Origin of the sequence: Paenibacillus sp. P2(2022) (assembly GCF_029522175.1) — a bacterium.
GTDB classification, from domain to species: domain Bacteria; phylum Bacillota; class Bacilli; order Paenibacillales; family Paenibacillaceae; genus Paenibacillus; species Paenibacillus polymyxa.
Genome location: NZ_JAKWFI010000006.1, coordinates 202,923 through 214,650 on the forward strand (window position 1 = coordinate 202,923; position 11,728 = coordinate 214,650).

12 protein-coding genes and 2 pseudogenes are annotated in these 11,728 nt (G+C 39.7%); 6 read left to right on the forward strand and 8 right to left on the reverse strand.

The genetic code is table 11. The annotated features are described in order from the left end of the window. Positions 1-57 precede the first annotated feature (57 nt). Together MMB75_RS19570 and MMB75_RS19575 are read right to left on the reverse strand one after the other, a co-directional pair. Positions 58-216, reverse strand: a pseudogene (locus MMB75_RS19570) (SUMF1/EgtB/PvdO family nonheme iron enzyme); the annotation flags it as partial. Between the two features lie 103 nt (positions 217-319). Then, positions 320-958: a glycoside hydrolase family 11 protein gene (locus tag MMB75_RS19575; RefSeq protein ID WP_031462284.1), complete on the reverse strand. Its 639-nt coding sequence runs from the start codon at positions 956-958 to the stop codon at positions 320-322. A gap of 335 nt (positions 959-1,293) precedes the next feature. Between MMB75_RS19575 and MMB75_RS19580 the strand changes: the two genes are divergently transcribed. Continuing rightward, positions 1,294-1,902 (forward strand): class I SAM-dependent methyltransferase, encoded by a 609-nt coding sequence (locus tag MMB75_RS19580; RefSeq protein ID WP_277509943.1) that lies wholly within the window; start codon positions 1,294-1,296, stop codon positions 1,900-1,902. A gap of 23 nt (positions 1,903-1,925) precedes the next feature. Beyond that, positions 1,926-2,123 (forward strand): response regulator, encoded by a 198-nt coding sequence (locus MMB75_RS19585; RefSeq protein ID WP_277509945.1) that lies wholly within the window; start codon positions 1,926-1,928, stop codon positions 2,121-2,123. An 83-nt stretch (positions 2,124-2,206) separates the two neighbouring features. Here the strand turns inward: MMB75_RS19585 and MMB75_RS19590 are convergent, their stop codons facing one another. From MMB75_RS19590 to MMB75_RS19600, 3 genes are all read right to left on the reverse strand, one after another. Beyond that, positions 2,207-2,899: a polysaccharide deacetylase family protein gene (locus MMB75_RS19590; RefSeq protein ID WP_090890986.1), complete on the reverse strand. Its 693-nt coding sequence runs from the start codon at positions 2,897-2,899 to the stop codon at positions 2,207-2,209. A gap of 45 nt (positions 2,900-2,944) precedes the next feature. Next, positions 2,945-4,114 carry an MGDG synthase family glycosyltransferase gene (locus tag MMB75_RS19595; protein WP_277509948.1) on the reverse strand — a complete coding sequence of 390 codons (1,170 nt, stop codon included), beginning with the start codon at positions 4,112-4,114 and terminating at the stop codon, positions 2,945-2,947. Positions 4,115-4,183: 69 nt separating this feature from the next. Next, positions 4,184-4,765 carry a DedA family protein gene (locus MMB75_RS19600; protein WP_277509950.1) on the reverse strand — a complete coding sequence of 194 codons (582 nt, stop codon included), beginning with the start codon at positions 4,763-4,765 and terminating at the stop codon, positions 4,184-4,186. Positions 4,766-5,039: 274 nt separating this feature from the next. On the opposite strand from MMB75_RS19600, the gene MMB75_RS19605 reads away from it, so the two are divergent. The 3 genes from MMB75_RS19605 (at position 5,040) to MMB75_RS19615 (ending at position 7,479) form a co-directional block, all read left to right on the forward strand. Continuing rightward, complete coding sequence (locus MMB75_RS19605) at positions 5,040-5,606, forward strand: class I SAM-dependent methyltransferase (protein WP_016820432.1); 567 nt, start codon at positions 5,040-5,042, stop codon at positions 5,604-5,606. Between the two features lie 96 nt (positions 5,607-5,702). Then, positions 5,703-6,383 carry a response regulator transcription factor gene (locus MMB75_RS19610; RefSeq protein WP_045244973.1) on the forward strand — a complete coding sequence of 227 codons (681 nt, stop codon included), beginning with the start codon at positions 5,703-5,705 and terminating at the stop codon, positions 6,381-6,383. Further along, the gene (locus MMB75_RS19615; RefSeq protein WP_045244972.1) at positions 6,376-7,479 is read left to right on the forward strand and encodes a sensor histidine kinase; all 1,104 of its coding nucleotides are present in this window, start codon (positions 6,376-6,378) and stop codon (positions 7,477-7,479) included. Before MMB75_RS19610 ends, MMB75_RS19615 begins: the two co-directional genes overlap by 8 nt. A 104-nt stretch (positions 7,480-7,583) precedes the next feature. Here MMB75_RS19615 and MMB75_RS19620 read toward each other — a convergent pair. From MMB75_RS19620 to MMB75_RS19630, 3 genes and pseudogenes are all read right to left on the reverse strand, one after another. Beyond that, positions 7,584-8,565, reverse strand: a pseudogene (locus tag MMB75_RS19620) (aldo/keto reductase). A gap of 116 nt (positions 8,566-8,681) precedes the next feature. Continuing rightward, on the reverse strand, positions 8,682-9,284 hold the full coding sequence (locus MMB75_RS19625; RefSeq protein ID WP_230681908.1) for an NAD-dependent epimerase/dehydratase family protein: 603 nt from the start codon (positions 9,282-9,284) through the stop codon (positions 8,682-8,684). A 700-nt stretch (positions 9,285-9,984) separates the two neighbouring features. Further along, positions 9,985-10,254, reverse strand: coding sequence for a hypothetical protein (locus tag MMB75_RS19630; protein WP_177189523.1), 270 nt, complete (start codon positions 10,252-10,254; stop codon positions 9,985-9,987). An 867-nt stretch (positions 10,255-11,121) separates the two neighbouring features. Here MMB75_RS19630 and MMB75_RS19635 point away from each other — a divergent pair. Continuing rightward, positions 11,122-11,445, forward strand: coding sequence for a hypothetical protein (locus MMB75_RS19635; RefSeq protein WP_143069163.1), 324 nt, complete (start codon positions 11,122-11,124; stop codon positions 11,443-11,445). Positions 11,446-11,728: the final 283 nt, after the last annotated feature.

Consider the following 11,728-nt stretch of genomic DNA (forward strand, 5'->3'; position numbering starts at 1 on the left):
CGTGGACGAGAAATCGTCCTCAACTGTCGCTGTTTCATTAACTACCGTATCCCTTTAGTCTCCGTAACAATCCCAACACCATTCCTTTACATTGCCAGACATATCGCAAATTCCTAACTCGTTGGGTTTTCGTGTACCGATCGATTTTGTTTTATTATTGTTGCTCTCTATGATAGCCCAGTTCCAGTTTCCAGATAAGTATTTGTCTCCGGCGTTATTACCTTGTTTATGTTGTAATACGGTTATGTGCCCTCATCCTGCTTTCCCCGTGACGAAATGCCAATCGCTCCCGTTCGTTGAACCGTTTGCAGTTGAGTGGTTACCACACCGTTACGTTAGAGCTTCCACTACTCTGATATCCTTCTGTTGCTAACACTTGGTAAGACCAGTTGTTCCCCAGATGCATTCCTTTGCTCGCCCATGCATTCACGTGGTTGCTGAAAGTGATCGTGGAGTTGCCCCCGGTCGGTCTCTTCGTCTGTCGAACACTCCAGTATTGAATAAACGTCGTTTTTTGGCCTTCAATGGAAGGTGCGTCGTATCGCATTGTTGTGTAGATGTCATATGTGCCTCCATCACTGGTCACCGTACCTTTATACGTTCCGGTAGGTCGATAAGTTCCCCAGCTATCAACGACGTAATATTCGATGAGTGAGTTTCTCGTCCACCCGTAGAGAGCCAAATATCCATTACCAGACGGCGCCCAGACACCGGCATTGTAGTTAATCGTTCTGTTTGGCGATCCAGTAGTCCAGCCTTTACCGACAACAAAATTCCCGGTATCCTTCCATGTTACGCTGTAATTACCGCCTGATCCATTAACAGCATTGACCGTCCCACCGCCATCGGTCCAATTTTGCCAATAGTCTGTCGCTGCACTTGAGGTTGTTGCAAACACCCCAAAACTCATGGAAGCCGCAAGAACTACCGTTAACATTTTCTTGCCAAATTTAATCATACTTTACCTCCTGAAATTTTTATATTTGCATTCTACACCTGCTTTTCAGTCGATTCTCTGTTGCAGTACATCGCTTATGTGTACCATATTCCGTGTTTTCTTACTTTCACCTCCTTTCTAAGTAAAATTATATAATGATAGCGTTTACATAAAAACTCGACAAATTAAACATTAAACTCTATTATGTTTAGATTTCCTTAAGTTTTATAGAACCCGTCGAGCGTATATCAGGGTTTCTTTCTTCAGATTTTCTTTAGATATATCCTCGTAAAATCCTTAGATTTTTTCGTTACTATTTTTATATCGAAACGAAAAAAATAGGGAGAAAATAAATCATGGAGAAGAAACAAATGAATTTCAATGAATATCTACTTTTTTTGCAAGGTTTCCTCACAAATCCACAACGAGTGGGAAGCCTTATACCTAGCTCTCGATTTTTGGCAGCTAAAGTAGTTGAGTCTGTACCCTGGGATGGGGTAAAGACAGTTGCAGAGCTTGGGTCAGGTACAGGTGCTATCACACGTTGCATGAAGACACAATTAACTGGATCAACAAAAGTGTTATTGTTCGAAAGAGATAAGAAAATGAGAGAAAATCTGAAGGCAGAATACCCGGATTTCGTGTGCCATTCTAATGCTTGCCAATTAGTTAAAAAATTAAATCACGATGACATCGGCCAGCTGGACTGCATTATTAGCGGATTATCATTTTCTAATTTCACGAGTGAAATGCGAGAAACTTTACTTAATCAGATTATGAAGGCACTAAAACCTGGAGGAATTTTTGTTGCTTTTCAGTACTCGTTACAAATGAAAAAAAAATTTGCCGCAGACTTAACTATTGAAAAAATTGAGTTCGTGCCCTTCAATTTCCCTCCTGCTTTTGTATATATCTGTCGCAAAAAAGAGGTGCCATGTAATGGATACAATACTTGTTGTAGCTGACGATTCAGAGATTCAAGACGTTTTTGCGCAATGAGGGATACTTTGTCATAAAAGTTGCAGATGGTCTGGAAGCGCTAAATCTAGTTAAATCAATCTCTTTCGAACTGGTCATCCTAGATATTAAGATGCTACGAACGGATAGTATCCAGGCCTGTATTAAAATATGGAAAATGTCTGACACCCCTATGGTCCTCATCAAAGACCTAAGTAAAAAAACTTAAGCCTGAACAAAATGTGTTCCTGGCTTAAGTTTTATTTTGAACCTTTCAATTCAATTTTTCTCGAACTCATGTACTTAGCCCGTTTAACGATCAGCATCTACTCTATGAAAGGAATACCCTGTATATAATGCTTCAGTGATAAATTCATTTAGTGCCTCCAACATATATGCAGGTGCCTCCCTGTCTGCTCCGAACGTCTGTCCACTATCATGAAGAACAATGACAGCTCCCCCCTTTAGCTTGGACAGCAGCCTTTGCTTAATTTTTTGCTTGCCGCCAGAGCTTTTCCAATCACCTACAATAACAGACCAAAGAATCATACGAAATTGCCTCATCAAAAAAAAGTCAAACAGGTTGATAACTCCCCATGGGGGCCGATAGTAAAAGGTTCTTTTCCCAATAATACGATCAATGACGTTGGCCGTTTTGTTTACCTGCTCACGGACCCTCTTTGGACTCATCAAGGCATTGGACCAATGCACGTAATTGTGAATTCCAACAAGATGTCCTTCACTGTGCATTCGTTGAATTAGATCGGGGTATTGCTCCGCTTTTTGACCAAGAACAAAAAAGGTTACCTTTATATTGTGCTTCTTTAATAAATCAAGCAAAAGAGGTGTATATTCTGGGTCTGGACCGTCATCAAAGGTCAAAGCAATGGGCTGCTTGCTCGTTCCTCTTTTATAAACCCCGATTCCAAATAGTCGAACCATAAGGGTTGGAATAATCGTGTAGATGAGTAATCCACTGATGATAATTATGAATGTCTGCTCCATAATCCTGCTCCTTTTTAACAGTAATGAATCAATGCTTGTCTTTCTTTAGGAGCATATATTTATTCCATTGACTCTATTGTTCATTTTCACAATTCCAAAAATAACTTCTAATGACGCAAACGCGGACTCTTTAGGATGGAACCGTTTAGTATTTGTCTTCATTTCCTGAAGAAGTTTTGCATCATTTAGCAATTTCGATAGCTGCTTTGTTAAATCCCGAGATGTCTCTGCATGAATGGCTACACCGGAGCGAACTAAAAAATCGGCATTATCCTGTTCTTGACCAGGAATTGGCTTACAAAGTAGCATCGGCAGTTCCATAGCAATCGCCTCAAAAGTCGTGACTCCTCCTGGTTTGGTAATCATAATGTTAGATACGGCCATTAACTCATGAACATAATGAATATAACCTGTTAAATGGATGCGATGTTTGGAACCTTTCAGCTTCTCACTCAATTTAATTCGAAGCTTTTCATTATGCCCACAAACAATGATGAATTGTACAGGTTGAGGCAATTGATCAAATTCCTGAATCGTAGAGCTTCCATCGCCAATCATGCCGCAACCTCCTCCCATCACAAGCACAGTAGGCATATAAGGATCTAAACCATGCTTCTTTGCCGTTTTCACTCTTTCCATGGACTGAGAAAATTGCGGCCGAATAGGAATTCCTGTATCCGAAATCTGCATCTCTTCAACACCTAACTGAATCAAAGAATCACGAACAATTTTGGAGCCTACGATATATTGATCGGTATAGGGATAGATCCATGAGCTATGATCAGTGTGATCGGTAATCGTAGTAACAGTAGGAATATCGATTAATCCATATGATTTTAGCTTCGACATCACGCCTGCGGCCAAAGGAAATGTACTTATTACTATAGTGGGTTGTACTTTACCAATTAATTTCATCATTCGTCCGATTCCAGTAGAGAAGACGATTTTTACGATATGGGATAGAGCGTTTGGCTTCCGTGTTTTCTGATATAGATATCCATACACTTGTGGAAATGTTTTGACGGCTTGCAGATAAAGCAATCGACTCCAATGATTCACATAGGGATGAATCCATTCCATAAAATCAATAACAACAGGTTCCATATGAGGAAACCGAATCTGCACTGCATCTTGCAGTGCTTGGGCTACTTGATTATGACCATTTCCATAATTTCCGGTAAGAATCAATATTTTTTCTTTCTTTACTTTTTTCATTGATTACAGTTCTCCTTATATCGTTTCAAAAAATCAAACCGTGTTGTCTTATTTATTTCATTCATCGTCTCATGCAGTAAAGATCAACTTGAACCACTTCGTTATGATAAAAGTGCCAACGGCTATTATTAGGGCAGCCACGGCTAATTTAGGATCGATTGTATCTAGCAAATTTAATATATGATGTCCAAAGAATTTGCCAAAAGCAAAGAATGTAGTGGTCCAAGCAAACGCGCTCAAATACGAAATCAAAGCAAACTTCTTGTACGAGACACCGTTGAGACCAACAAACACAGGCAGAATATACCGAACGACTGGAATTAACATTCCAAGACACATTGCAATATCTCCGTGTTGTTCAAAAAGTTTCTCTGCTTTCAAGAAATGACGGTTGTTTTGAAACTTGGGTTTGAATTTCTCTCCAAAAATTCTGCCTGCAAAATAAGCAAATGTAATTGCTGTAAACAAGCCAGCGAGGATAACCATATATACAATCCACGGGTTTAAAACTCCGTTGTTACTCAAAATTCCACCTGTTAGTATAGTTAACTCATTAGGAACCGGAATCCCAAATGGGCCTAGGCAGAAGGCTAGGAAAAAAAACAAATATCCATAATGATCGACTAGCTGTAAGACAATATCGCTAATCATGTTCTAACCTCCTCGTTATGTCGATGAGAGTATATTAGTATAAAAATCTTAGGAGATTATAGGGATATTTCTAAAGAAATTCTAAAGTAATTAACTGTTTCTTCTTATAAAAAAGCCTTACCAACTTGATTGGTAAGGCTTTTTGGGTTGGATGACATAGACTTTAAGCCTTCCATAGATGAATTCTTTAGATTTTCTTTAGAAATATACTCATAAATTCCTTAGTTTTTTTCAATATGATTTGTGTATATAAACCGTAATGGAGGATAATCAGTTGAAACTCAATGAAAATCTTTTATTTTTGCGAAGCTTTATTCACAGTCCAAAAAATGTGGGAAGTGTTATACCAAGCTCCCGGTTTCTGGCGACCAAAATGGTTAAACAAGCGCCTTGGAACGAGGTTAGGGCAGTCGCAGAGCTCGGTTCGGGTACTGGTGCCATCACACGTTGTATCAATACCCAGGTAAGTGAGGCAACAAAAGTGTTATTATTTGAGATGGATGAGACGATGAGGAATAATTTACAGACAGAATATCCAGACTTCTCCTGTCATCCGAACGCTGCACGTTTAGTAGACGCAATGAAGCAAGAGAACATTCAACAGTTGGATTGTATTTTTAGCGGGCTACCTTTTTTTAATTTTGAGCGTGAATTGAGAGATACTTTGGTTGAACAGATTTATAAAGCTCTCAAACCTGGAGGCCTATTTATCGCCTTTCAATATTCACTTCAAATGAAAAAGCAGCTTTCCGAAAAATTTATCATCGAAAAAATTGATTGGGTGCCTCTCAATATCCCTCCTGCTTTCGTTTACGTTTGTCGTAAAAGGGAAACGATGTAAACGGTGGAATGAACGTGGGCTAATTATGGATAACAATTTAATATGGCACCTTAAATCTCTTAAATCTACCAATTTTTAAAAAAGGAGCAGTCAGTAATGAATACAATCCTTGTTGTGGATGATGACTCCGAAATTCGAGATGTCATTCATGTATATCTACGCAATGAAGGATACCAGGTGATTGAAGCGGCTGACGGGGAGGAAGCTCTGAATGCTATAAAGAAAACATCAATTCATCTGGTTATCCTAGATGTCATGATGCCACGAATGGACGGGATCAAAGCATGTCTTAAAATAAGGGAAATCTCGAATATTCCGATTATCATGCTATCAGCCAAAGAAGAAGATATTGATAAAATCAATGGGCTGACTACCGGGGCCGATGACTACATGATCAAACCGTTTAATCCGTTAGAATTGCTTGCTCGCGTAAAAGCGCAGCTACGGCGTCAGTCATTAATAGGAAAAGAAGAATTTAATTCGCTTATCCTTATTAAGGACCTGATGATTGATAAGAGTAAACATTCGGTAAAGTTAAAGGGGAATGAAATTTCGCTGACTCCTCTAGAGTTTTCTATCCTGATCTTGCTTGCCAGCCACCCTGGACAGGTTTTTAGTTCAGAGCACATTTACGAAAATGTATGGAAAGCGCCATACGGTTTCTCTGACAATACGGTGATGGTTCATATTCGTAATTTACGAGAAAAATTAGAGCAATTCCCAAGAGATCCACAATATATTAAAACGGTGTGGGGAGTTGGCTACAAAATTGAATGAACATATACAAAAGCCAAAACGAAAAAAACGCATCCAGGTCAACATTTTAATCAGGATGGTGCTGAGTCTCATTATCGCTATTGCTATAAATGATATTCTCATTTTACTTTTCCTGAAAATTAGCAATGTTATGGAATGGCATTGGTTTCGCAATTTTTTTCCTTATCTTCTTACCCCCTTGTTTATGGTTACGTTTATCTTTACTTTTTTAGTTTTGACACGACGAATCGTTAGAGACTTAATTACATTGGAGCAAGGGCTTCAATTTATTTCTGAAGGCAATTTACATTATCGGGTACCTGTGGTTCGGCAAGATGAACTTGGACGGGTCGCGCACAACATCAATCGAATGACCGAACGTTTAGAGCAGCAGATTGTAAAGGAACGTGAAATAGAAAAATCCAAGATGGAGCTGATCACTGGTATTTCACATGACTTGCGTACGCCTCTGACCAGCATTATCGGCTATATCGAGCTTTTAAGAACAGACTCATATCAAGATAAAGATGAATATACGCGCTTTGTTCAGAACACCTATAACAAAGCGATTCATTTGAAGAAGTTGCTGGATGACTTGTTTGAATATACACGGCTCACTTCGGTCGATACCCATTTAAATCTGAGAAGGATCAATTTATTTCAACTTTTGGATCAATTGTTGTTCGAGTTCGAACCCATTGCTCAAGAAAACGGTGTATATATCGTAAAGGATATCGGTGATTCCTCGATCATTACCTCCGTTGACAGCGATAAAATGGCCAGAGCAATCGATAATCTTCTCATGAACGCCTTAAAATATTCCTTAAAGCCGGGAGGCATTTGCATTCGACTGCAAGCAACTCCTGAGCAAATTACGATTAAGGTCGAAAATGAAGGAATTCCTCTCACGCAAGATCAAAAAGAGAAGCTGTTTGACCGTTTTTATAAAGTTGACCACTCAAGAAGCAGCGAAGGTATCCAAACAGGAGCAGGGCTGGGGCTTTCCATAGCAAGGAATATTGTTGAGTTACATCAAGGCACCTTAACGCTCAATCACACCAATAACACATTTATATTTCAGTTGAACTTACCTACAGATAGAAGCTCCAGTTCATAATCACTAAAAAGCATGAAAAAAGCGGATGGATATTCAAAAGGGAACATGTTTAATTGCACTTAGCGTATTCTTATAAACTAAAATTATTGCAACATCGATATCCTTTACAGATCAACATCATCCATACTTAAATGACCAGCTCCAAAAGCAATCCCTTTAGGAGCAACTTCATCAATACGCTTCAAATCTGCTGGTGTCAGGACAACGTCAACCGCGCCAACATTCTCCTCCAAGTATTTTCTACGCTTGGTTCCAGGAATCGGGAAGATGTCATCTCTCTGTGCCGTCAACCAGGGCCAATGCCAACTGGGATGGCGTAATATCTTTCTCTGTTGCTATTTCTTTTACACGATGCACAAGATCCAAATTTTTATTGAAATTATCTCCCTGGAACCGAGGAGAAAGTCATCTTACATCGTCTTCAGCCAAGTCTTCTAGTTTTTGAATTTGACCTGTTAGAAATCCGTATCCCAATGGACTAAAAGCGACAAAACCAATCTCAAGTTCGCGACACAACGCCAAAATACCATCTTCTACATCGCGAGACCAAAGAGAGTATTCCGACTGCAAAGCTGTAATCGGATGTATCGCCTGTGCCCGCCGAATTTCTTCTTCGGTCGCTTCAGATAATCCAATATATCGCACTTTACCCTCACGTACCAATTCAGACATTGCGCCAACTGTTTCTTCAATCGGAGTATTAGGATCTACCCGATGCACGTAGTACAAATCGATATAGTCGGTACCTAAATGATGAAGGCTGGCAGCGCATGCTTCTTTTACATAGTCGGCCCGACCGTTTAAACCTAGAAATTTACCACCTTCACTGCGTACATTCCCAAATTTGGTGGACAGGATCCCTTCACTACGTCGCCCTTTCAATGCTTTTGCAAGAAGTTATTCATTTTTCCCGAGACCGTACATATCTGCTGTATCCAGCATATTTATGCCAAGTTCAATCGCTCTGTGTATTGTACGGATCGATTCATTATCATCGCATCCGCTATAAAATTCTGACATTCCCATGCAACCAAATCCAAGAGCCGATACTTCCAAATCACTTTTACCTAATTTTCTATACTTCACACGTTTCACACCTTTCTATTTTTATATTAAATGGAGTCGTAGTTCTTTCGAAAACTATCAATTAGTAAAAATCATTATTCTAGCAATTACAGTTTGATCTATTTAAAGTTGCGATATCATTTCAACGCTTTAGTAAACCATGCATCTTCAGCAACATAGTCGAAGAGATGCTGATACGTTTGAGCTAATAGTGGAAAGGCTTCCTGCCAGTCGTGTCGAGCTAATTGTTCTACTAACCACTCTACCATCTCTTGCAGGCTTTTATCGTAATTCTCCACTGGGCGATAACCTAATTCCTTTTCAGCAGCAACCATATCGCAGATCACCGGATGTTCAATCATCCAAGAGGTCTTGCCCACGTATGACTCCGTCGATGTCCCATCAATTAAGATAGTCTCTGGTGCTTCAACATCCATGATGGCGTCGATGGCCATTCCAATCTCAGCTACGGTTGGCACCTCAGGATCACAGGCATTGAGCACCCTGGAACCCGGTCGCTTTGCCGCCAGCCGGATCAGTTCTGCAAGAGTACTAACGCTCACCCGATGGAACAGACCCTCACCACCAAAATCAAGCACTCGCTTCCGTCGCCCATCCAGGTTACGTTTGACGAAGAATAACTCGTAAGGGAAAGAGCTATATGGTCCATATACCGCACCTGCACGCAACACTGTGATTGGTAGACGGTCTACAAAATATTTAAATGCAAGTTGAGTCAAAATTTCATGTATCTTCTTTCGTGTTATCGTGGAGGTGTAAAAAAAGTAGCTCTAAATGACTAAGATAGAGAATCAGATCACATAAACTTTATTTGAGTAGACATTTCATAAACATTGATTTGACAACAGAATGAACGAAATGTTTGTTTATCTTAATTCTATTGAACGTGCTTTTATGCTAAAACAGGGAATGCAGCTGTGAATATGAAGCACAATTCTGTCGAGAACAGGAATTATCGCATCAATCGGTATTGGCCCAAACAACTTTATCAGTAAAGTGATTCAGGATACCAAAGCGTAATACACAGTTATTGCCGAGAACCGATGTTCAACAAGGAGGGTACGAAGTATTACCATATTTTTGTACTACCAATGCTCATTATGACAAATCGCGTACAATAAAAAAATAGAAGTAGAGCGTTGTTAATAGAAGATGTGCCAAATACTTTGCACGTAATGGGCTCTACTTACCATTTAGCGCTCGTATACCTTTTAACCTCTATATAACGTCCCTACAAGGGTTATTATCAGTCACTGTTTTAGTGCACAACTTTATTGTATTTGAACAGAACTAAAAAAAACGGTCATCCTAAACTAGGACAACCGGTTTTATAAAATCAGAAACCAACTATAATGTTAAGGTACTAGCTTTAAAGTAACTGAACAACAATAGGATGAGTTCATCCAAGGACTACCTCATTTACCAAGTAATCCAACCACTCGTTCGTTTGTAATTGTGTAGGAGCTCGTATTTCTCACTACGCATCAGTCGTTTCATTTTTGTTCTATACAGACGATAATCATCTTTTCTTGCTACTTTACATTCTTTGTTGTAATGAACACTCTTGATTCCTTTACGGAAATCCTTAAGCTTCTCTTTTCTTGGATCTTTGGACTTATTATAGATCTCCAGACTACGCTGTTTCTCATCTTCCCAGGATTGAATCTCTTCCCGTGTAAACATCTTCATCCCCGTTGTGCCGGGTTAGATTTTGGCATTTGAAGCCATGACCCTAGACACAACTAATAGAAGAAGATCTTCGGATTAAACATTAAATCACCTCTGATTTTATTCGCCCTTATTTTAACATATTTATAACTATCCTGCCCGTTAGCTTAATGATTCACTGTCAATCTAACACTTTATTTTTCAGTGAATTTTATTTTCTTCTGACACCTAAGCACTAAGCATCTTGTTTAGAACTCTCCCCGTTTTCAAACGGATAACGATTAGCTCTTCAAAGAGTAATGCCTAGGTAGATACCTCCTCCAAGACATAGAAAATCTTGAAACTCCTCTAAGGTATGATTCTGAAAGAACTTTGTTTTCTCCTTCCTCCCCTAATTCTTCCCCTGCCATAAAAGAAAAGCCGAGCAAATGTCAGGACGTAATTCTGCATCTGCTCAACACTTATACCTTCAATTAGGTGCAAATGACTAAATTAGAAACATAAAAAACCGGTTATCCTAAACTAGGACAACCGGTTTCTGGAACTAAGGAACCAACTATAATGTAACTGAACAAGTGAATGTCAGGTGATAAACACGAAAAATAAAAAGTCTGAAACCACCATAAATTACCATGAAAAGAAAATTGGAAACTTGTACTATTACGATAATATAATTTTCATAACCATTTCCTCAATATACTGAATGTCGCATATAACGTGCTTAAATGATCAAATTTCTTTTTCAAAGAATCTCCAATAATCTGTCCATCTTTAGTCCATTGTCCATATATTTGAACTAACCGCCCTGTAGTTCGTGAGAGTTCAAGAAGTATATCTCGTCCGAGCAATAACGATCAAATGCTTTGTCCACGTAACCGCGGTCAACACGTGGGTGATTCCGGCATCTTCGATAAGGTCATCCATCTGTGTCCGGTCATTTTTCTTGGCTGTCGTAATGGTTGCCTTCTCTGGCAGGACCTCATGAGCATCTGCAAAAGCAAGGCGGAGGTGAAGCTTTATACCAGCCTTGGTCTTGCGAAAGTCGGCCCACTTCTACCTCCGCAAGCAAAGAGCAACGGTGGCAGAGTCGATAATCCGGAGTGCTTTGTGCTCTGCTATCAAACAGCCATGCCTAGACAAAATCTGCATAGCCAGCCGCTCGAAAACCTGCTGGAGCAGGTCCTGATCCACCTGATTATGCTTGCGGCATAACTGTGCCGGTGAGATCGATTCCAAGCCTAGCATTCCTGTTGAAATTCCTTACTCGGAACGTCATCGGCTATCTCCCTCAGCCCTTCCTGCGGCCTATTTCGGCCATTGTATTTCGTAACTTTTCCCCTATGAGGCAGTAGTAAACGAGTAGCCGCGGCGCACGTTTTAGATATCTGTATTTCTTCCTGTAGTCTTCGTGTGCCTTTTGTTGTTCTTCTGGTGTCATAGTCAAAAAATTAAACTCGTCTGCAACGATCGACAATTACTTCTTTTCGTTTTTCGG

Coding starts and splice junctions, on each gene's coding strand:
- MMB75_RS19575 (WP_031462284.1), bottom strand. CDS start 958: ATGATTAAATTTGGCAAGAAAATGTTAACGGTAGTTCTTGCGGCTTCC.
- MMB75_RS19580 (WP_277509943.1), top strand. CDS start 1,294: ATGGAGAAGAAACAAATGAATTTCAATGAATATCTACTTTTTTTGCAA.
- MMB75_RS19590 (WP_090890986.1), bottom strand. CDS start 2,899: ATGGAGCAGACATTCATAATTATCATCAGTGGATTACTCATCTACACG.
- MMB75_RS19595 (WP_277509948.1), bottom strand. CDS start 4,114: ATGAAAAAAGTAAAGAAAGAAAAAATATTGATTCTTACCGGAAATTAT.
- MMB75_RS19600 (WP_277509950.1), bottom strand. CDS start 4,765: ATGATTAGCGATATTGTCTTACAGCTAGTCGATCATTATGGATATTTG.
- MMB75_RS19610 (WP_045244973.1), top strand. CDS start 5,703: ATGAATACAATCCTTGTTGTGGATGATGACTCCGAAATTCGAGATGTC.
- MMB75_RS19630 (WP_177189523.1), bottom strand. CDS start 10,254: ATGAAGATGTTTACACGGGAAGAGATTCAATCCTGGGAAGATGAGAAA.